Raw genomic sequence first — 18,706 nt, forward strand, 5'->3', positions numbered from 1 at the left:
CTCCTCTACCGGGGGAGCGGGGCGTAAAAACCCTCATTACAATTGATGACAGATATAAGCAGGAGGAGTGTAACCAATTTGTCAGCGATTCCAAAAGAGGAGTACATCTACAGATGCACGTCCGCCTGTGCGGGCTGCAGCTCTTCCCTCTGTCTGCGCTACGTGCTCAAAGCCGCCGGCCCTGACTCCGTCCTGGTCGTACCCGCGTGCTGCACCAGCGTCATCCAGGGGATCTATCCTGCCACGGCAATGAACGTGCCCGTCTACAACGTAGCGTTTGCCGCAGCAGCCGCCTGCGCTTCCGGGATGAGCGAGGCGTTTGCAGCCACAGGAAAGGAGACCAACGTAATCGTCTACGCAGGCGACGGCGGGACCGTCGATATCGGGATCCAGTCGCTCTCCGGGGCGTTCGAGCGGGGGACCAACTTCCTCTACATCTGCTACGACAACGAAGCATACGGCAACACCGGAATGCAGCGATCGGGCTCGACGCCCCTGGGGGCGCGCACAACCACGACCCCTGGCGGCAAACCCACGTCCAAAAAGGACCTCGACCGGATAGTCGAAGCCCACAACCCGCCCTACATGGCGACAGCCTGCAGCGCCTACCCCCTCGACCTCTACAAGAAGGTCAGGAAAGCGCTCTCGATCAGGGGCCCGAAGTTCATCCACATCCTTGCACCATGCCCCCCGGGCTGGCGTTACCCCACGGAGAAGACGGTTGAGATGGGGAAACTCGCCGTGAAGACCGGGGTCTGGGTACTCTACGAGCGCGAGTTTGGGAAACTCACGATCAACGGTCCGTCAAAGGCTGCGATGAGAAAACCCGAGCCGCTCGAGGACTACATCAGCGGTCAGGGCAGGTTCAAGAACCTGAGCCCCGAGACCCTCGATCTGATGCGCCAGCAGGTGGAGCAGAACATCCAGCGGCTTGCCCGCGAGGAGGAGGGAGTATGCTGACGATTGCAACCGGCAACAGGGCGGTGGCCGAGGCGGTGAAGGCCGCAAAACCGGGCGTAATCGCCGCATACCCGATCACCCCCCAGACCGAGATCGTCGAACAGATCGCCGATTACGTCACCACCGGCAACCTCGAGAGCCGCTACATCCCCGTGGAGAGCGAGCACTCGGCGATGGCGGCATGCATCGGGGCGAGCGTCGGAGGCGTCCGGACGTTCACAGCGACGAGCTCGCACGGTCTCCTCTACATGCACGAGATGATCCACTGGGCCGCAGGAGGGCGTCTGCCGATCGTGATGGCAAACGTAAACCGCGCCCTGGGACCAGGATGGAACACCTGGGCGGAGCACACCGACGCATTCTCCCAGCGGGATACCGGCTGGCTGCAGGTCTACGTGGGAACCGTGCAGGAGGCTTATGACGCCACGCTGATGGCGTTCAGGATCGCCGAGGACGAGCGCGTCCTCCTCCCGGTGATGGTCAACCTGGACGGGTTCTCGCTCAGCCACATCACGCAGTCGCTCGAGACAGAGGAGATCGGCGATTTCCTGCCGCCATACCACCTCCCGCACGCCATCGATACAGAGAACCCGCGCGGTTACGGCCCCATGACAGGGCCGGACAACTATTACCGGTTCCGATGGGATATCGAGCGCTCGATGCGCGATGCTCGGGGCGTGATCGCAGAGGTCGAAAGCGAGTTTGCAGACCGGTTCGGCCGCTCATACGGCCCCACCGAGGAGTACCGGTGCGAGGATGCCGATGTCGTCGTTATTGCCCTCGGAACGTTCGGGAAAGAGGCCGAGGTGGCGGTCGACCGGCTTCGCGATGAGGGTATAAGAGCGGGATCGATGCGGCTGCGCTGGTTCAGGCCGTTCCCCGACCTCGATCTCTCCGGGCGGGAGGTCGTCGTCATCGACCGCGACTACTCTTTCGGCTTCGGCGGTGTGGTTGCCCACTCAATCCGGGCGAAGACCGGAATCGAGCCATACAGCGTGATCGCCGGCCTCGGGGGACAGGAGGTCACATACAACGATATTGCGGATTTTGTCAGAGGAAGACGCCCGGGTGAGGAGACCTGGTTCGGGGTGAACGACCATGTATGAGGTCAGGATCCATTCACGGGGCGGACAGGGCGGTGTCACAGCCGCAAAACTCCTGGCTCTCGCGGCCTTCAGGGACGGGAAGCACGCAACAGCCTGCCCGTTCTACGGGGCGGAACGGCGCGGGGCGCCGGTGGTCTCGTTTGTCCGTATCGACGATGAACAGATCAAGGTCTACAGCCAGATCCACGAACCGGATCTGGTCATCGTGCTCGACGCGAGTATCATGGACGTGGTGGACGTCCTGGAAGGGCTGAAGGATGGCGGGACCGTCCTCCTGAACAGCGCCCACCCTGTCGATGGTTGCAGGGGAACCTGTTACCACGTCGACCTTACCGGGATCGCGCTCGCACAGAACCTGGTTGTTGCGGGAAGCCCGATCCTGAACACGCCGGTGCTCGGGGCGCTCGCAAAGATGGGTGTGATCACACTCCCCTCGGCGCTGCAGGCGATAAGGGAGATGTTTGACGACGAAAGGAACGTGAAGGCTGCTGTGGCGGCATACGAGGAGCTGAAGGTATGAGAGAGAGACTTGCGCTCAGCAGGCCGGGCAAAGCAGCCTCGGGAAGGACAGGATCGTGGCGGACGTTCCGGCCTGTGGTGGATGAGGAGGCCTGCAACGCCTGCGGGCTATGCGCCCAGTACTGCCCCGACGGGGTCATCGACGAGGAACTGAATATCGACCTTGAGTTCTGCAAGGGTTGTGGTATCTGCGCAAACGAGTGCCCGAAACAGGCCATCGCTATGGTGAGGGAGGAGCGCTGACCTCCCCCTCATCATCGATCGGGCATTGCGCAATATACTCCAGGTTGAACCGGTAGAAATGGGTGTAGCCGCAGTTGCGGCAACGGGTCGTGAAGTGGCCCGATCCGATCGCGAGATCGTGCGGGCCGGTGACGGCGCAATGTTTGCAGTATCCGTCGGCCTCTATGCTCCAGAGATCGTAGCGCCCGATCGGCGTAGAGATGCCGGAGATCCCGGTGTTCTCGAACCTGGGGATGAAGATCCGGGTCGCCCCGCATGCCGAACAGATCACCTGCGCCTGCGCTGAGACTGCTTTTATGATCTGATCGGCAACCTCGCCACAACGGTAGCAGCGGGTGTGGTAGCGGGTGAAGATGAACCGCTCGCTCATGCATGATACTTGAGGCCTGATAGATAAAACCTCGCCATGCCCCCAGCCGCGGGTCTGCACCCCGGCTTGCGGGAACGAAGAAGAGGTCTCTTTCCCGCAAGCCGGAAGAGACTTACCTTTATCAGCCGGTGTATGCACCTTCAGGGTATGAACCCGCAAGAGGGAGGCGGCCCCGGGGCCCCTGGAGGGGCGAGACCGCCGCCCAACCGACTGATCAACGAGAAGAGCCCGTATCTTCTGCAGCACGCCTATAACCCCGTAGATTGGCACCCCTGGGGGGAGGAGGCGTTCTCGCGCGCACGACGGGAGGGAAAACCGGTATTCCTCTCCATCGGCTACTCGACCTGCCACTGGTGTCACGTCATGGCAGAGGAGTCGTTTGCCGACCCGGAGGTCGCAGGGCTCCTAAACGAGACCTTTGTATGCATAAAGGTTGACCGCGAGGAGCGGCCGGAGATCGACCAGGTCTACATGGCCGCCGCGCAGGCGCTGACGGATACTCTCGGCTGGCCGCTCACCATCATCATGACCCCTGACAAAAAACCATTCTTCGCTGCCAGTTACATCCCGAAAGAGAGCAGATACGGGATGATCGGGCTTATCGATCTCATCCCCCAGATCAGGAGGGCCTGGGAGACGCAGCGGCAGGATCTCGAGAACGCCGGCAACCTTCTGCTGGAAGCGCTCCAGAACGCCGCCCGCACCCCGCAAAACGGCCCGGAGATCACGAAAGGTGTCCTCGATGAGGCCTACAGCACCTTCCTCAGGATATTTGACAGGGATAACGGCGGATTCGGGAACCCGCCATGGTTTCCTGCGCCGCACAACCTCATATTCCTGCTCAGGTACTGGAACCGGAGTGGAAAGGAGCCCGCGTACATGATGGCCGCAAAGACGCTTTCTGCCATGCGGCAGGGCGGGATCTTCGACCAGATCGGTTACGGGTTCCACCGCTACTCGACGGATGCGGAGTGGTTCGTCCCGCACTTTGAGAAGATGCTCTACGACCAGGCGCTCCTGGCTCTGGTATACACCGAGGCCTTCCTGGCGAGCGGGAAGGAAGAGTTCGAGCGAACCGCGCGGGAGATCATCACCTATGTCCTGCGGGATATGACCGATCCGGGCGGCGGTTTCTACTCGGCAGAGGATGCTGACAGCGAGGGCGAGGAAGGGAGGTTCTACCTCTGGACGAAGAACGAGATCCTGGATCTCCTGGGTCAGGAGGACGGAGAAAGGTTCTCCAGGATCTTCGGTGTAACCGGGCCGGGGAACTACCTGGAACAACCCGGAAGGAGGATAACTGGCAGAAACATCCTCCGTCTGCGCCGCCCGCTTTCAGCCCTGGCTGAGGAGTTCGAGACCACAGAGGAGGAACTGGCCGGGTTCGTGGAAGAGGCCAGAAAGAAACTCTTTGCCTCTCGAGAGCAGCGCGTCCACCCAGCAAAGGACGACAAGATCCTTACCGACTGGAACGCCCTCATGATCGCTGCCCTTGCAAGAGCCGCACGGGTCTTTGACGACCCGGAATACCTGGCAGCAGCAGAGAGGGCGACCGCATTTCTCCTCAACAATCTCCGGCGACCGGACGGGAGGCTGCTTCACCGCTACAGACAGGGTGAGGCCGGTCTTACGGCCACCCTCGATGACTGCGCGTTCATGCTGCTGGCTCTAATCGAGGACTACGAAGCCTCTTTCTCCCCGAAATACCTCCAGACCGCACTCGAACTCGCAAACGACCTCATCGAACACTACCAGGATCCTGACAACGGTGGATTCTTCTTCGTCCCGGACGATGCCGACACCCCCGTCCGCCAGAAACCGGTCTACGATGGGCCTACCCCATCCGGTAACAGCGCGGCCATGTACGCACTCTATCTCCTGGGGCGGATGACGGCGAACCTCGAACTCGAGGAGACGGCGGGGAGGATACATCGCGCATTTGCCGGGTTGGTCACCAGGTCGCCAGCCGCGTCCCCATCGTTCCTCACCGCGGTTGAGTTGATGAAGGGAGAAAAGACCGAGGTGGTCATCGCCGGGGTTCCGGGAGCTGAGGATACAGTGGCAATGGTCCGGAAGATCTACTCGCACTACATACCCGGTTCCGTGGTCATACTCCGCCCCACCGGTGAAGAGAGACCGGAGATCGCGGAGATAGCCGGGTTTACCCGTGATATGGTGATGATCGATGGGAGAGCGACTGCGTACGTCTGCACCAACCACGCCTGCAGGATCCCCACAACCGACCCTGACGAGATGTTGCGGGCTGCAGGAACCGGAGGAATACACCGGCACCAACCAGGTGTCTGAGGGTGGGGCGACGATCGAGCGGTAAACCCACCGGTCAGCAACCGTCGCCGGGTTCCAGGGGAACCACGACACGGTAACCGTTGTAGCGCTCGACTGCCACCGGAACGCCGTAGACAGCCTCGATCGTCTCCGGCGTCACCACCTCCGGCCCTCCTGCGGCATGGATTATGCCGTCTTTCAAGAGGATGTAGCGATCGGCGTAACGAAGCGCCATGTTAAGGTCGTGCATCGTCATCACCGCAGCGACGTTGTGCTCTCTCGTCACCCGCCGGATGATCCCCAGGATCTCGATCTGGTTCTTGAGATCGAGGCTGCTCGTAGGCTCGTCCAGGAGAAGGAGCCGGGGTTCCTGGACAAGCGCTCTTGCGATACTCACCTTCTGGAGTTCTCCACCGCTCATCTCGTCGATGTAGCGGAGTGTAAGGTTCTCCAGATCGAGCATCCTTAAAGCCGCCTCGACGATCCGGAGATCGCGCTCCGTCACGTCCCAGCCGATGTGCGGCCTTCTGCCGAGTAGGACAGCATCGAATGCGGTCATCCGGCCGGCCTCACACCGCTGCGGAACGTAACCGACCTTCCGGGCGATCGACAACCTGTCCGCCTTCAGGATCTCCGAGCCCTCGACCAGGATGGAACCCACCTTCGGCCGCAGGATGGCGTTCATACACTTCAAGAGCGTCGTCTTTCCGACGCCGTTGGGACCCAGGATCGCGAGCACCTGGTGCGGCCGCAGGTCAAACGTGATATCCCTGATCACCGGGGAACTCCGGTAACTGAACGCCACGCCATCAACGTTGAGGATCATCGCCTATACCCCCGCAAGAGCAGATAGATGAAGACCGGCGCGCCCAGAAACGCCGTTAACACAGCAACCGGGAGGACATAAGGGGCGATGATGACCCTTGCAACCGTGTCCGAGGCGAGGAGGAGGAGGCCGCCCATCACGCAGGAGCCCGGGATAAGGTAGCGCTGGTCGTCACCAATGAGCCTTCTCACCATGTGCGGGCAGACGAGCCCCACAAACCCGATCACCCCGAGGAACGAGACGATCACGGCGGATAGGAGCGCCGCGACAACCATACCAATATCCCTGACCGCCTCGACATTGACACCGAGGCCTTTCGCGGTCTCGTCGCCGGCATCGATAGCGTTGTAGTTCCAGCGGTTCGCGATGAAGTAGAGAGACCCCGCCAGGGTGACGAAAGCCATGATCCCGAGTTCCTGCCATGTGGCCCGACCGACGTCGCCAAACGTCCAGAAGACGACCGCAGAGAGCTGGGTATCGTCGGCGAAGTACTGGAGGAACATAGTCCCGGCCGTGAAGAGGGAGGAGAGGGCAACCCCCGCGAGCACCATCACCTCGGGCGACGTTCCACGTATACGGGAGATCAGGATGATCACCGCGGTTGCAAGGAGGCAGAATATGAATGCCACCACCGTTGTCAGGTAAGGGTTGCTCAGTCTGACAGCGTCTGCAGCCGTGGAATGCATCTGCCCGGTGCCGAGGAGGATGACCGAGACCGCTGCCCCGAATGCACCAGCGTTCGATATACCAAGAGTATACGGTGACCCGAGCGGGTTGCGGAGGATCGACTGCATGGCAACCCCGGCCACCGAGAGTCCGACCCCGGCAACGATCGCGGCAAGCGCCTGAGGAAGACGGATGTTCCAGACGATCCGATCGGTGCTGGAGAGATCGAGGGTGCCACCGGGGTTGAAGAGCAGGTTTATCCGGTCGATGCTGCCGTTCAGCAAGGAGAGGAAGACCTCATGGGGCGGGATGGCAACCGCACCGACCGATATCGAGACTATCAACAGGAGGGCCAGGGCGACCACACCTCCGAGTATCCAGAGTCGCTTTCGCCGGACGTAGCCCTGGTAATCGGTGGGGATCACCCCGTCTGCAAGGTGCATCTATTCAACCACTCCTGCCCAAACCCGGTATCAGAGGGGGATCTCCGCAAACCCCATGTTCTGATACTCCGCGTTATGCTCTTCAAACACCGGTTCCCCGACGAAGAAAGTGTAGATCTCGTCTGCTTTCTCCACCGGATCTATATCCTCAAACCGGTCGGGGTAGAGGGTCTTACCGATGAAGTAGCCGTTTGCCAGCACGGTCTCGTAGTTGGTGCTGTAGAAGTTGTATGGGAGGAGACCGTAGACCCTACCCTCTCTCACGGCGGTAAGACCCCCAAGCGCACGGTCGGTCTTCAACTCGCCGATTGCACCCCCGCCATCCATCTGGAGGGTGCCAAGGTCGATAAAGAGGTACCCAGGGTCCCAATCGACGAGCGCCTCCTTCGCGACGTCGGCGTGAACGGTGCCGAGCCCGGCCGCAACGTTCCTTGCGTTGACCCACGTAAACGGCGGGTAGGCGGGTTCGGTGGAGATGATACCGTGGCTGCCTGCGTAGGAGACACCGCCTATGTAGACCGTCTTCTGCCCGGATGGCGGGATATCGGCTGTCCGGTTCTCAAGGTCGGCTATCGTCTCCTCTATGTAAGAGACGACCTCCCGGGCGCGATCCTCCTTCCCGAGAACCATGCCCATCACACTAAGGCCGGTATACATCTCGGCCTTCTCGGCATCATTTCGAAGCGATCCGTAGGAGAAAGCCACGACCGGGATACCGGTCTTCTCCTGGAGTTTATCGGCCTCTGATGCGCTGATCGAATAGGCCGATCCGCTGGACCCTGTCTTGAAGATGACCTGAGGACCTATGGCAAGGATCTTCTCGGGATCGTCCTTGCCCCGGAACTCGCCTATCAGGGGGAGATCCTTGAACTGCGATCCGTAGACCAGGGCGTATGGACGGCCTTCGACCGACTGGTCCTCTTTCTCGATATCATCGACACCAACAACGAGGTCCTGACCCTGCAGGTAGACCAGGTAACGGAGGCATCCGGAGCCCGAGCAGACGACACTTTCCGGTGGTGACGGGATGGTGACCGTCCGACCGAGGCCGTCGGTGATCGTGATAGTCCGGGTTTCAGCGGATTTCCCGGTATCCGGCGCGGCACCGTTACCGCTGCACCCGGCAGCGAGAACGAGGGCTGTTAACAGTACAGCCGTGAGGAAGAGGGGAGAACCGATCTTAGACATACATGTATTCAGTATAGTAACACAATTTATTATAGTTATCTAATTTGGATCTATTATATATTATCAATTTTCAATAAGTGCTACAGTATGGTCCCGTCGTCCGGAGTTCTGTGCTCCCGCCAGCGGAAAATGACCCCCCGGGGGATGGGTAACTATTATGAGTAACCGAACCAACCCCTGCAAACAGTAGAACCCGGTCATGCCCCCGGCACGACCGGCGTGTTTTGAGGGATACAGATGCCGGAGAGGATGTTAACCGAGTTTGAGGGTTACCAGTTGCTTGAATCATGGGGGGTACCCGTGCCGCCCCACACCCTGGTCAGCAGCGCCATGGAGGCACGGGAAGCCGCTGGGCGGATAGGCTACCCGGTTGTAATGAAGGTCATATCCCCGCAGATCGTCCATAAGAGCGATGTAGGAGGAGTTATCACCGGTATCGAGACGCCTGGGGCTGCCGAAGAGGCGTTCCGGACGATCATGAGAAACAGCGCCGCAAATGCTCCTGAGGCTACGATCACCGGCATCATTGTGGAGAGACAGATGCCAGGCGGGGTGGAGGTGCTGATCGGCGGGAAGACTGACCCGACGTTCGGGAAGGTCATCACGTTTGGCCTCGGCGGGAAACTGGTGGAACTGCTGAAAGATGTCTCCATCCGGGTGCTTCCTGTCGGCGAAGACGAGATCCGCAGCATGATCCGCGAGATCAGGGGCTACAGCCTCATCCACGGTTACCGCGGCGAACCCCCAAAAGACGAGGACGCGCTTGTCAACCTCATCGCTGCAATGGCCCGGAAGTTCGTCGAGATACCCGAGATCCGGGAGTTTGACCTCAACCCCGTCATACTCTATGAGAGAGGAGCAAGCGTTGTGGACGCGCGGATCATCGTCGGGGAGGCGACCGGAGAGGAAGCCCCCCGCCGCCCTGGCACCGCTCTCGAGACACCATCAGATATCTTCTACCCGGATTCCATAGCCGTGATCGGGGCTTCCGCAAGCCCTAACAAGGTAGGCTACTCCGTCCTTCGAAACCTGCTCTCGTTTCCGGGGAAACTCTACCCCGTAAACCCATCCAGAACAGAGATATTCGGGCGAAAGGCCTACCCCTCCGTGAAAGAGATCCCGGGGCCGGTGGACTGGGCGGTCATCGCCGTTCCCGCCCGCATCATCCCGGAGGTTATGGAAGAATGTGGTGAGAAGGGCGTCCGGCTCGCGATCATCGTCGCCGCGGGGTTTCGCGAGATCGGTGATGAGGGTGCCGCTCTCGAAGAGAGGGTGACAGCCATTGCACGGAGGCACGGTATCAGGATCGTCGGCCCGAACTGTCTCGGTGTCATGATGCCACACATGGGGATCAACGCCACTTTCGACCCCGTCTCGCCTCGACCCGGAGACGTGGCCTTCATCTCCCAGAGCGGCGCGATCATCACCACCGTCGTCGACTGGAGCCTGCCATCGGATTTCGGGTTCTCGACCGTCATCAGCGTCGGTAACCAGGCGGATCTTGGGTTCGAACACTACCTCCGGTTTGCCGAGCAGGATAGGATGACACGCTCAATCACCCTCTACATTGAGGAGATCCTGGATGGACCAGGATTCATGGAGATCGTTCGCGAGATCACCCCGAGAAAACCGGTGGTGGCGGTGAAGTCCGGGTCATCCAGAAAGGGGCAGGCCACTGCGTCGTCCCACACGGGGTCGCTTGCAGGGAGTTATGAGGTCTACATCGCGGCGTTTCGCCAGGCGGGCGTGATCCCCGCCAGAAGCCTGCGGGAAGCCTTCAACCTGGCCGAACTACTGGCATCCGAGGGCTACCCGCGGGGGAACCGTGCCATCGCTGTCACCAGTGCCGGGGGGTTCGCCGTTCTCGCCTCCGATTACGCGGAGGCCTACGGGGTGGATATGGTCGAGATCCCGGAGGAAGTGCTCCAGGAACTGAACGCCTTCCTGCCGCCGTACTGGAACCACACAAACCCCATGGATATCCTTGGAGACGCCGACGCCACACGGTTTGCCGCTCTCTTCGATGTGCTGATACGTCATCAGGAGTTCTGGGACATAGCGTTCGTGATCGCCGTCCCGACCACGACTGTCGATCCGACACATGTCGCAAACGAGATCGTCAGGTTTTCCCGAAACACCAGCAAGATGGTGGTTGGCTGCATGCTCGGCGGCGACAGCATCAAGAGCGGACTGCGCATCCTCAGGGGTGCCCGCATTCCGAACTTCGAAGAACTTGAGGACGCGTTCAAGGCGGTCGGGAACATACTCGATGGCAGGATGGTCAGAGAGAGGTGATGGGCTGCTGCCCACCATCATCCCGGTTCCGCTTTTTTTTTTAGACCGGGGTTTTTGGATCTGCAGGCAAGGGTCAACCGTCGTTTAGATTCCAGAGCCTGGTCAGGTGATCGTGTGCGGCCTCCACAACACCCCTTGAGTTTGCAAACGTGACCATCCGCATAACCCGGTCATACGGGAGCCACAAATAGTCGATATGCTCGTCCGAGAGCCTCACCTCCTTCTCCGGTGTCTCGATAAGGTAGTAGACGACCTCCTTGTAGACCGTCCGCCCACGGCGCTGGAAGAAGTAGTGTACCTCCTGGCGGAACCCCGGTATGAACCTGGCCTGGGTGATCCCGGTCTCCTCCTCCAGTTCGCGGAGCACCGTCTCCTCCTCGGTCTCACCGCCTATGCCGTGACCCTTCACCAGGTCCCAGTGACCCGCGCCGTAGCGCAGTATGAGATACTGGGGTTCTGTATCCCGGCGGACGACGACCGCACCGCATGAGCGCTCTTTTACCATTATTATTCAATCCTTCGTCATGGAAACATCTGCCGCTGCAAGTTCGCGTTCGATGACCCTGAAATCCTCTTCCAGCGCCTCCCGGTAACCTGGGTTGTATAGCGCGGCGGCGGGGTGGAGGGTGGGGATGAGGGAGACCGGGCGGCCGAAGAGAACGCCACGGTATACCCTTCCCCGGATCTCTGTGATCCGGTCGAACTCGACCGGCAGAAAGGAGAGGATGTACCTGCTCGAGTGCCGGCCAAGAGTCACGATCACCTTCGGCCCTACGGTTCGGATCTGTTCCTCGAGATATGGGCTGCATGCGCGGATCTCCTCTGGTCGGGGGTCACGGTTCCCCGGCGGCCGGTGCTTGACGATGTTTGCGATGAAGACGTCGTCACGCGAGAGGCCGATACCCGAAAGAAGCCCTTCGAGGAGTTTCCCCGCCCGGCCGACGAACGGCCTCCCGGTAAGGTCTTCCTGTTTTCCCGGGGCTTCGCCGATGAACATGAGATCAGCCCGGGGATTCCCTTCTCCCGGAACCGCATGATGAGTATCCTTCCAGAGGGAGCATCGCCGGCATTCGGCGATTGCGGCGGCAAGCCTCTCTATCGCTGCCGTCCCCCCAGCATCATCTACCATGCCCACACTATTGAGAATAACTCGTATAACTTTCTTATGGATTGCGTTTTGGCGCCGGATTTTTTTCTTGCCCGCGACGGGGCGCAAGATCGCTCGCGTCCTGTACGTGAGCGGCGAGGATGATCTGAAAAACCCTGATTTTACGCGAGAAACCACTCAGGCAGACCAGACGTGTAGATGATTGTCACAGAAAAGGTATATCGAGGAACGTTGATGTATCCAGCGTGGATGCCGGAATTAGTATCCCGAGATGCGCGGGGTCCCCCCATCCACGGTTGACGCCCCGGATGATAGAGCCCCGCATGCCCGGAGGCAACAGGATCTACGCGCTCCGCGTATTTGAAGGTATGCTCTACCCGCCTCCGGGTAAAAAAACGGAGAGAGCGTGATGAACACAAAAAAATCGGAAGGCAGGCATTCCCCTGCTCCCGGCGTTAACGCTGGTGAGCGCGGGCATTATGCCTCTCGCAAGCGCAACCGAGAACGAAGGCGCCAGAAGCGATCTCGATCGTTACTCGCCTCCTCTAGTGAACGTCGATCCGTCGATTGAGACGATAGCCATCTTCGAGACATTAAGCCCCCGGTCGGAACAGCGAATCACGGACGGCAGGACGGAAGGGGGGATCCCGTTCGGTTCGATCGTCGTCCACGCAGCCGACGGGATCACCCGGGTGTTCGACAAAAACGGGAACCAGTTGCTCTCGATCAGTGACGAAAAAATCCGGAAAACTACCCACACCTGCCGGTGTTGAAAAATCCTGTACCCGACTGCATCAACTCCCGAACGACTCATGGGTGTACCACCGTGGAGATCAGGCCTTCATCCTTGATGCTGCCGGTGAACTGATCCTGACCGTCATCGACGAAACCCTGTCCTCCGGCCGGAATGCAGCGGGGCCAGAGATGCGGACCGGCAATAGTTGGGTAGAATCGGCGGAGGATGAACCGAACTCCGAAATCACCGGGTATACGGCATACTGGACGGCCCCATCCAGCCCGCCTTCAGGTCTTGAAATCAATGAGAGGATCTATCTCTTCAACGGCATAGAGGGGACTGTCGGGTCAACGACGTATCTGCTGCAGCCGGTGCTGGCCTACAACGGATCCCCATCAATGGAAAGGGCGGGCCTGGGCGGCATACAGTCCCAACCACCGGGATAGCTATTATGGCCCCCTGTTTGGCACCGCCACCGGGGCATAATATGAGAGGACGTATCTACTGGAGCAGCAGTCTCAATCTCTGGTCTATCACCATCTACGACCATACAACGGGCCAGTACAGTTCGCTGTCGACGCAATGCATGCAGCCCCTGATCGGGTACCGTGTCGGCTGTGTCCTTGAAGGCTGGAATATTGACGACAACACCGATGTGCCGGGCGATACGCTCTTCTACGACACGGGATATAAGAGTTATGGGGCGCCCATGAGCATCGACCTGGAGCCATGGTATTCGACCGAGGTTCCCTACGAGATCATGCAATACTGCTGGGTGCAGATCATTCAGGATCCTTCGCGGGTGCGGCTCCATACCTACAACAGATGAACTATGAAACAAATTCCCTTTCTCCTTTTTGCACTGCCCCTCCTGGCGCTCGGGGCCGGGTGCATCGATTTCTGGGACACCGACACCGGAAAACGTCACCCCCGGCCGGTCATCCACTAAGAGCGGGGAAACGTCTCGATCCCCGTCAACGTCTCCGGGATTCCGGTGAAAAGGTTTGATGTCAACGCAACAGAAGTGATCGAGATCCTCCTCACCAACCCGCGCCGGGATCCTGCTTGAGGGCGGCTGGCAGAACATTTCGATCCGGACGGGAATGGCTCGAAGTCGCGGAGGGTCTGGTGGACCTGAGCCCCTGCTGCTCCAGGGCGCGCGGTCTCTCCTGCCCCGGCCTGGGCCTACGGCCCGCCGTTCAAAATTAATACCCGGCGGGTGAACAGTATATAGAATTTCCCGGCAAACGTGCGGCCCGGTCTCGCCGAAACGGCGTCCAACCAGGATTTCCAGCCAGGTTCAGGGCTGCGGGACGAATGGAGCGAATTACATTATGAGCGATAGAGAACACCTCTGCTTTGAGGAGACAAAGATCGAGAAGATACAGCGCCTGCGCGAACGCGGGGTAACGATCTACCCCTACACCTTCGACCGCAGAGACAGCATCGCGGGAATCAGGGAGCGATTCAGCGAAGTCGGACACGAAAAAAGCGAAGAAGAGGTCAGAACCGCCGGTCGCGTCTACGTCATACGCCAGCATGGAAAGACGATTTTTGCAGATATAGGAGACGCTGGCGGCAGGATACAGATCTACATCCGGAAGAACGACCTTGAGGAAGAAGAGTTCGACCTCTTCCGCCAGTATATCGATACAGGGGATATCATAGGCGTCGTCGGCCATCCCTTCCGGACGAAGATGGGCGAACTTACGATCTGGGTGGACCGTTTCGAACTCCTCGCCAAATCACTCTGCCCTCTGCCGGAGAAGTTCCACGGGCTCAAGAACGTCGAGGCCCGTTACCGGCAGCGGTACCTCGACCTGATCATGAACGAGGAGACCTGCAGGGTATTCCGGACACGCAGCAGGATCATATCACTCCTGCGCCAGTACCTCTTCGAGCGCGATTACCTGGAGTTTGAGACCCCCACCCTGCAGCCGATCTACGGCGGCGCCAACGCCCGACCGTTCACCACCTACCACAACTACCTCGAGCAGAAGTTCTACCTCCGTATCGCACCGGAACTCTACCTCAAGCGCCTGGTCATCGGCGGGTTTGATAAGGTTTTTGAGATCGCCAAGAACTTCAGGAACGAGGATATCGACACCAACCACAACCCGGAGTTCACGATGGTGGAGATCTACGAGGCTTACCGTGATTACAACGATATGATGAACCTCACGGAGGAGATCATCACCTGCCTCGTTGAGCAGTTGCATGGCAGACCTGCATGCACCCTTGCAGGGCGCGACCTGGACTTCTCCAGGCCATGGCGCCGCATCTCGATGGAAGAGGCCGTCCGCGAATACGCTGGGGTCGACGTTTACGCCCACAGCGTCGACGAACTCCGCAGTTTCGCCCGGGATCACGGAGTCGAAGGCTACGAGGCGGCCGCAACCCGTGGCGAGTTCCTTGCACTCCTCTTTGAGCATTTCGCCGAGGAAAGACTCGTCCAGCCGACTTTTGTCCACGACTTCCCCGTCGAGAACTCCCCGCTTGCAAAGAAACACAGGGAGAAGGAGGGGCTGACGGAAAGGTTTGAACTCTTCATCGCCGGAATGGAGATGGCAAACGGCTTCTCGGAGTTGAACGACCCCATCGACCAGAAAGCAAGGCTCGAACAGCAGGATGCGAAGCGCCGGAAGGGCGACCTTGAGGCGCAGATGATCGATTACGACTTTATCAATGCCCTGGGTTACGGGATGCCCCCGACAGGAGGCGTGGGCATCGGGATCGACCGCCTGGTGATGCTCCTCACCGGCAAGGACTCGATCAAGGAGGTGCTCCTCTTCCCGCAGATGAAGACCACGGCACCGGGGCAGAACGGTCCGGAACCACAGGAGGACGGCGGAGAGGAGTGACCTCTCCCGCACGTTTTCGGTCATGAACGGACAGAATCGCGCTGCCGTCCGCCCAGGGATGACGGTGGAGATCGTGTTAAAACGCGACCAGCGCTCCGGGAGGCGCACCCGGGGCGTTGTCGCCGAGATCCTGACAAACTCTTCTTTCCACCCCCACGGGATCAAGGTCCGGCTCCGGGACGGGCAGGTTGGCCGGGTTCAGGAGATCGTTGGCTGAAACAGACTGCCGTGGCACAGGGCCGCCGGGCTCATTCTCTTCAACTCTACCTTCACCATACCACCCCGGGCAGGAACTCTTCACTGCTATGACCAAAGAGAGCTCCCGGCACCCCAAACGGCCGACGACCACGCTCCGGAGCGGGTGTGAGAACAAAAAAGTTTTTTTACGGGGACCGCTGATTGGAAACCCCCGCAGTTTGTGGTATTATTCTCTGACGACAGGTAACTTTACATCGGTGGCATGCCGCCCATGCCGCCCATCTCTTCCATGCCCGGGCCGCCCTGGGGTGCGGCGGACCTGGCTGCAGCGATGACATCATCGATCCGGAGGATCATGATAGCAGCCTCGGCGGCGCTCGCGACGGCCTGGGTCTTTACCCGGAGAGGCTCGATGACCCCGGCCTCGAGCATGTTCCCTGCAACAGCATTGTAGACGTCAAGACCCATGTATTTTCCAGTCGCGCCACCCTGCTCATGGGAAGCACGGAGAGAGACGAGCATATCGATCGGATCGAGACCCGCATTCTCGGCAAGGGTTCTCGGGATGATCTCGAGCGCGCTTGCAAACGCCTCGATGGCGAGCTGAGCACGTCCACCAACGCTGGCGGCGTAGTCGCGGAGCCTGAGCGAGAGCTCGATCTCGGGTGCACCGCCACCGGCAACAAATTTCTTGTCCTCGATAGCAACGCTTACAACCCTGAGCGCATCCTCGATGGCGCGGTCGAGCTCATCGACGACGTGCTCGGTGCCGCCACGGATGATGATCGAGACGGCCTTCGGGTTATCACACTCAGTGACAAAGATCATCTCCTCCCCGGAGACCTTCTTCTCCTCAACGGTGCCGGCCTTGCCGAGTTCCCCGGGGGCTATGGCATCGATGGAGCTGACGATCGACGCACCGGTGGCGCGTGCGAGTTTCTCCATGTCGCTCTTCTTGACGCGGCGCACCGCGAGGACACCAGCCTTTGCCAGATAGTGCTGGGCGATATCGTCGATGCCCTTCTGGCAGAAGAGGACGTTTGCACCGCTTGCGACGATCTTGTCTACGATGCCCTTGATCATCCGCTCCTCCTCATCGAGGAACATCTGGAGCTGGTCGGGGCTCGTGATGCTGATCTCAGCGTCAACCTCGGTCTTCTTGAACTCGACAGGGGCGTTCAGGAGCAGGATCTTCGCATCCTTTACGACACGAGGCATGGCGGGGTGCACACGCTCCTTGTCGATGATCATGCCCTCGACTATCTCGGAGTCCTCGATGGAGCCGCCGACTCTCTTCTCCACCTTCACAAAATCGGTGTCGACGCTGCCGTCAGCATCAGCGACCATCGTGATCGCTTTGACAACGAGCTCGGTCAGCTTCCCTTTCGCGGCCTCAGCGCCCTTGCCGGTCATGGCGGTATCGGCAATCTTTCGGAGCATCTCTAGGTCGTCGGGCTTGACGTCGACGGCGATCCCCTGCAGGATCTCATCTGCCTTGTCAGCGGCCATGCGATAGCCATGTGCAATGACCGTGGGGTGCACGTCCTGCTCCAGGAGACCCTCGGCATACTTCAGGAGGTCGCCCGCAATCACCACCGCCGTCGTGGTACCATCGCCGACCTCGTCGTCCTGGGTCTTGGCGATCTCGACCATCATCTTCGCGGCGGGGTGCTCGATATCCATCTCTTTCAGGATGGTCACACCGTCGTTTGTAATGACGACGTCGCCGATGGTGTCAACAAGCATCTTGTCCATGCCCTTCGGCCCGAGTGTCGTCCTTACAGCGTTTGCCACAGCCTTTGCGGCTGCAATGTTGGCTGCCTGTGCGTCACGACCACGGGTACGCTGGCTGCCTTCTTTCAGAATCAGGATTGGTTGTCCTCCAAGACTTGACATGGGTATCACCGTTGTTAAGCGATACAAAGGTAGGTTTGTAGTTCTATATAAACCTATTCACTTATTTATCATGTCTATGAGTTCCGAACCGTCTTCGAGTGAGTGGAGGTGATCCTCTCCGATAAGAAGCATTCTACCGATTTTTTTCTGCTTTTTGTAATCCGTCGCGATACAAACAGCAAACGTCTCTGTGAGTTGGGAGATGTTGCCGATGAAGGGAGCGCGCTTCATGACCTTCTGGGACGTGCCGTATGCCGTCAGGATAGTATGCCTGTTAAAGAGCGCCAGCGCCTGAAACGGTGCCTGCCGCATCGCGTAAATCTCCATCCCGATACGCTCGAGATCGGAGAGTATATCCCCTGAGACAGGTTCTGGAGGTTTCACGGGCTCTGGCGAGGGGTGGCCAATGAGATCGATCGTCTCCACGAGCGGGGCATTGAAGACCTCTTCGAGCCTGATAGCGATCTCAAGGGTGGTGCCCATCCCGCTCTCGTACTTGCTTATCGTCCTGCGGGATACACCGAGGTGCGATGCAAGGTCGCCAAGCGACATCCCGGAACGCTCCCGCATCTCCCGGAGCAGATCACCCTTGATCTTCACGTAGAGACCGCCGGGAGAGGCGTAGACCATCGGCGAGTTTCCTTCCACGAAGTAATCATACAGGGTCTCTGGGGTGATGGCAAAGAGTCCATAACGGATGTAGACAACGCCGCGCTCCAGTTCGGTGTCACGCGCCCGCTCCCCGATAATAAGGGGGGTGGCCTCCAGGTGCCTGGCGATCAGGTTGAGATCCCAGGCTATATCGGCGGTTATGCTATCGATGTGGGAGACCACCTTGATTGTGACGAGGGGGTCGCCTTTTTTCGCGATAAGGTCAAAACTCCGCGGGCGGATGTTGCACCGCTCCGAGACGTCGAAGCCAGCAAGGAGCATGATGCTGATGACCATCTGAGAAAGGCGATCCTGTGACATAGCCGGTAAGAATCGATATAGTCGAAGAATAAT

General features: G+C 59.5%; 19 protein-coding genes. 11 read left to right on the forward strand and 8 right to left on the reverse strand.

Annotated features, from left to right (window positions below; all coding sequences use genetic code 11):
• The first annotated feature begins 45 nt into the window (after nt 1-45).
• The 4 genes from R6Y96_RS01395 to R6Y96_RS01410 are packed head-to-tail and all read left to right on the forward strand — an operon-like array spanning nt 46 to nt 2,828.
• Nucleotides 46-960, forward strand: a complete 915-nt coding sequence (locus R6Y96_RS01395) for a thiamine pyrophosphate-dependent enzyme (RefSeq protein ID WP_318621709.1) — start codon at nt 46-48, stop codon at nt 958-960.
• On the forward strand, nt 954-2,066 hold the full coding sequence (locus tag R6Y96_RS01400; RefSeq protein ID WP_318621710.1) for a transketolase C-terminal domain-containing protein: 1,113 nt from the start codon (nt 954-956) through the stop codon (nt 2,064-2,066). Before R6Y96_RS01395 ends, R6Y96_RS01400 begins: the two co-directional genes overlap by 7 nt.
• Nucleotides 2,059-2,586, forward strand: a complete 528-nt coding sequence (locus R6Y96_RS01405) for a 2-oxoacid:acceptor oxidoreductase family protein (protein WP_214022850.1) — start codon at nt 2,059-2,061, stop codon at nt 2,584-2,586. The genes R6Y96_RS01400 and R6Y96_RS01405 overlap by 8 nt, the downstream gene beginning before the upstream one ends.
• Complete coding sequence (locus tag R6Y96_RS01410; protein ID WP_318621711.1) at nt 2,583-2,828, forward strand: 4Fe-4S binding protein; 246 nt, start codon at nt 2,583-2,585, stop codon at nt 2,826-2,828. Before R6Y96_RS01405 ends, R6Y96_RS01410 begins: the two co-directional genes overlap by 4 nt.
• On the opposite strand, the gene R6Y96_RS01415 is transcribed toward R6Y96_RS01410, so the two are convergent.
• Nucleotides 2,806-3,198, reverse strand: coding sequence for a hypothetical protein (locus R6Y96_RS01415; protein ID WP_318621712.1), 393 nt, complete (start codon nt 3,196-3,198; stop codon nt 2,806-2,808). The two genes, R6Y96_RS01410 and R6Y96_RS01415, sit on opposite strands and share 23 nt — an antisense overlap.
• 147 nt (nt 3,199-3,345) lie before the next feature.
• Here R6Y96_RS01415 and R6Y96_RS01420 point away from each other — a divergent pair, with 147 nt between their 5' ends.
• Complete coding sequence (locus R6Y96_RS01420; RefSeq protein ID WP_318621713.1) at nt 3,346-5,505, forward strand: thioredoxin domain-containing protein; 2,160 nt, start codon at nt 3,346-3,348, stop codon at nt 5,503-5,505.
• 34 nt (nt 5,506-5,539) lie between these two features.
• Here the strand turns inward: R6Y96_RS01420 and R6Y96_RS01425 are convergent, their stop codons facing one another.
• From R6Y96_RS01425 to R6Y96_RS01435, 3 genes are read right to left on the reverse strand one after another with little or no spacing between them, the layout of a single operon-like run.
• A complete protein-coding gene (locus tag R6Y96_RS01425; protein ID WP_318621714.1) occupies nt 5,540-6,310 on the reverse strand; it encodes an ABC transporter ATP-binding protein in 771 nt (256 codons plus the stop codon).
• Nucleotides 6,307-7,419 (reverse strand): FecCD family ABC transporter permease, encoded by a 1,113-nt coding sequence (locus tag R6Y96_RS01430; RefSeq protein WP_318621715.1) that lies wholly within the window; start codon nt 7,417-7,419, stop codon nt 6,307-6,309. Before R6Y96_RS01430 ends, R6Y96_RS01425 begins: the two co-directional genes overlap by 4 nt.
• 30 nt (nt 7,420-7,449) lie before the next feature.
• Nucleotides 7,450-8,607 carry an iron ABC transporter substrate-binding protein gene (locus tag R6Y96_RS01435; protein WP_318621716.1) on the reverse strand — a complete coding sequence of 386 codons (1,158 nt, stop codon included), beginning with the start codon at nt 8,605-8,607 and terminating at the stop codon, nt 7,450-7,452.
• A 237-nt stretch (nt 8,608-8,844) separates the two neighbouring features.
• On the opposite strand from R6Y96_RS01435, the gene R6Y96_RS01440 reads away from it, so the two are divergent.
• Nucleotides 8,845-10,902 (forward strand): acetate--CoA ligase family protein, encoded by a 2,058-nt coding sequence (locus R6Y96_RS01440; RefSeq protein ID WP_318621717.1) that lies wholly within the window; start codon nt 8,845-8,847, stop codon nt 10,900-10,902.
• A gap of 73 nt (nt 10,903-10,975) precedes the next feature.
• Here R6Y96_RS01440 and R6Y96_RS01445 read toward each other — a convergent pair whose 3' ends face one another.
• Together R6Y96_RS01445 and udg are read right to left on the reverse strand one after the other, a co-directional pair.
• Nucleotides 10,976-11,407, reverse strand: coding sequence for a bis(5'-nucleosyl)-tetraphosphatase (locus R6Y96_RS01445; protein WP_318621718.1), 432 nt, complete (start codon nt 11,405-11,407; stop codon nt 10,976-10,978).
• Between the two features lie 6 nt (nt 11,408-11,413).
• On the reverse strand, nt 11,414-12,031 hold the full coding sequence (udg, locus tag R6Y96_RS01450; RefSeq protein WP_318621719.1) for a type-4 uracil-DNA glycosylase: 618 nt from the start codon (nt 12,029-12,031) through the stop codon (nt 11,414-11,416).
• A 458-nt stretch (nt 12,032-12,489) separates the two neighbouring features.
• Here udg and R6Y96_RS01455 point away from each other — a divergent pair, with 458 nt between their 5' ends.
• From R6Y96_RS01455 to R6Y96_RS01475, 5 genes are all read left to right on the forward strand, one after another.
• Nucleotides 12,490-12,783 (forward strand): hypothetical protein, encoded by a 294-nt coding sequence (locus R6Y96_RS01455; protein WP_318621720.1) that lies wholly within the window; start codon nt 12,490-12,492, stop codon nt 12,781-12,783.
• Nucleotides 12,784-12,826: 43 nt separating this feature from the next.
• Entirely contained in the window at nt 12,827-13,192 is a 366-nt protein-coding gene (locus tag R6Y96_RS01460; protein ID WP_318621721.1) for a hypothetical protein, read from the forward strand.
• Nucleotides 13,193-13,233: 41 nt separating this feature from the next.
• The gene (locus R6Y96_RS01465; RefSeq protein WP_318621722.1) at nt 13,234-13,575 is read left to right on the forward strand and encodes a hypothetical protein; all 342 of its coding nucleotides are present in this window, start codon (nt 13,234-13,236) and stop codon (nt 13,573-13,575) included.
• Between the two features lie 505 nt (nt 13,576-14,080).
• Nucleotides 14,081-15,607, forward strand: coding sequence for a lysine--tRNA ligase (lysS, locus tag R6Y96_RS01470; protein WP_318621723.1), 1,527 nt, complete (start codon nt 14,081-14,083; stop codon nt 15,605-15,607).
• Between the two features lie 22 nt (nt 15,608-15,629).
• On the forward strand, nt 15,630-15,824 hold the full coding sequence (locus R6Y96_RS01475; RefSeq protein WP_214022372.1) for a YwbE family protein: 195 nt from the start codon (nt 15,630-15,632) through the stop codon (nt 15,822-15,824).
• Nucleotides 15,825-16,054: 230 nt separating this feature from the next.
• On the opposite strand, the gene thsA is transcribed toward R6Y96_RS01475, so the two are convergent.
• Both thsA and R6Y96_RS01485 read right to left on the reverse strand, forming a co-directional pair.
• Complete coding sequence (thsA, locus tag R6Y96_RS01480) at nt 16,055-17,701, reverse strand: thermosome subunit alpha (protein WP_318621724.1); 1,647 nt, start codon at nt 17,699-17,701, stop codon at nt 16,055-16,057.
• A gap of 57 nt (nt 17,702-17,758) precedes the next feature.
• Nucleotides 17,759-18,673 (reverse strand): transcriptional regulator, encoded by a 915-nt coding sequence (locus tag R6Y96_RS01485; RefSeq protein ID WP_318621725.1) that lies wholly within the window; start codon nt 18,671-18,673, stop codon nt 17,759-17,761.
• Nucleotides 18,674-18,706 lie beyond the last annotated feature (33 nt).

It is taken from the genome of Methanoculleus receptaculi (assembly GCF_033472595.1).
Classification (GTDB): domain Archaea; phylum Halobacteriota; class Methanomicrobia; order Methanomicrobiales; family Methanoculleaceae; genus Methanoculleus; species Methanoculleus receptaculi.

Bases quoted from the DNA above. Each gene is read 5' to 3' on its own strand.
- R6Y96_RS01405 (WP_214022850.1), top strand. From the start codon at position 2,059: ATGTATGAGGTCAGGATCCATTCACGGGGCGGACAGGGCGGTGTCACA.
- thsA (WP_318621724.1), bottom strand. From the start codon at position 17,701: ATGTCAAGTCTTGGAGGACAACCAATCCTGATTCTGAAAGAAGGCAGC.
- R6Y96_RS01485 (WP_318621725.1), bottom strand. From the start codon at position 18,673: ATGTCACAGGATCGCCTTTCTCAGATGGTCATCAGCATCATGCTCCTT.
- R6Y96_RS01440 (WP_318621717.1), top strand. From the start codon at position 8,845: ATGCCGGAGAGGATGTTAACCGAGTTTGAGGGTTACCAGTTGCTTGAA.
- R6Y96_RS01425 (WP_318621714.1), bottom strand. From the start codon at position 6,310: ATGATCCTCAACGTTGATGGCGTGGCGTTCAGTTACCGGAGTTCCCCG.
- R6Y96_RS01400 (WP_318621710.1), top strand. From the start codon at position 954: ATGCTGACGATTGCAACCGGCAACAGGGCGGTGGCCGAGGCGGTGAAG.
- R6Y96_RS01430 (WP_318621715.1), bottom strand. From the start codon at position 7,419: ATGCACCTTGCAGACGGGGTGATCCCCACCGATTACCAGGGCTACGTC.
- udg (WP_318621719.1), bottom strand. From the start codon at position 12,031: ATGGTAGATGATGCTGGGGGGACGGCAGCGATAGAGAGGCTTGCCGCC.
- R6Y96_RS01445 (WP_318621718.1), bottom strand. From the start codon at position 11,407: ATGGTAAAAGAGCGCTCATGCGGTGCGGTCGTCGTCCGCCGGGATACA.
- R6Y96_RS01435 (WP_318621716.1), bottom strand. From the start codon at position 8,607: ATGTCTAAGATCGGTTCTCCCCTCTTCCTCACGGCTGTACTGTTAACA.
- R6Y96_RS01465 (WP_318621722.1), top strand. From the start codon at position 13,234: ATGAGAGGACGTATCTACTGGAGCAGCAGTCTCAATCTCTGGTCTATC.
- R6Y96_RS01410 (WP_318621711.1), top strand. From the start codon at position 2,583: ATGAGAGAGAGACTTGCGCTCAGCAGGCCGGGCAAAGCAGCCTCGGGA.
- R6Y96_RS01475 (WP_214022372.1), top strand. From the start codon at position 15,630: ATGAACGGACAGAATCGCGCTGCCGTCCGCCCAGGGATGACGGTGGAG.
- R6Y96_RS01415 (WP_318621712.1), bottom strand. From the start codon at position 3,198: ATGAGCGAGCGGTTCATCTTCACCCGCTACCACACCCGCTGCTACCGT.
- R6Y96_RS01395 (WP_318621709.1), top strand. From the start codon at position 46: ATGACAGATATAAGCAGGAGGAGTGTAACCAATTTGTCAGCGATTCCA.
- R6Y96_RS01420 (WP_318621713.1), top strand. From the start codon at position 3,346: ATGAACCCGCAAGAGGGAGGCGGCCCCGGGGCCCCTGGAGGGGCGAGA.
- R6Y96_RS01455 (WP_318621720.1), top strand. From the start codon at position 12,490: ATGCCTCTCGCAAGCGCAACCGAGAACGAAGGCGCCAGAAGCGATCTC.
- lysS (WP_318621723.1), top strand. From the start codon at position 14,081: ATGAGCGATAGAGAACACCTCTGCTTTGAGGAGACAAAGATCGAGAAG.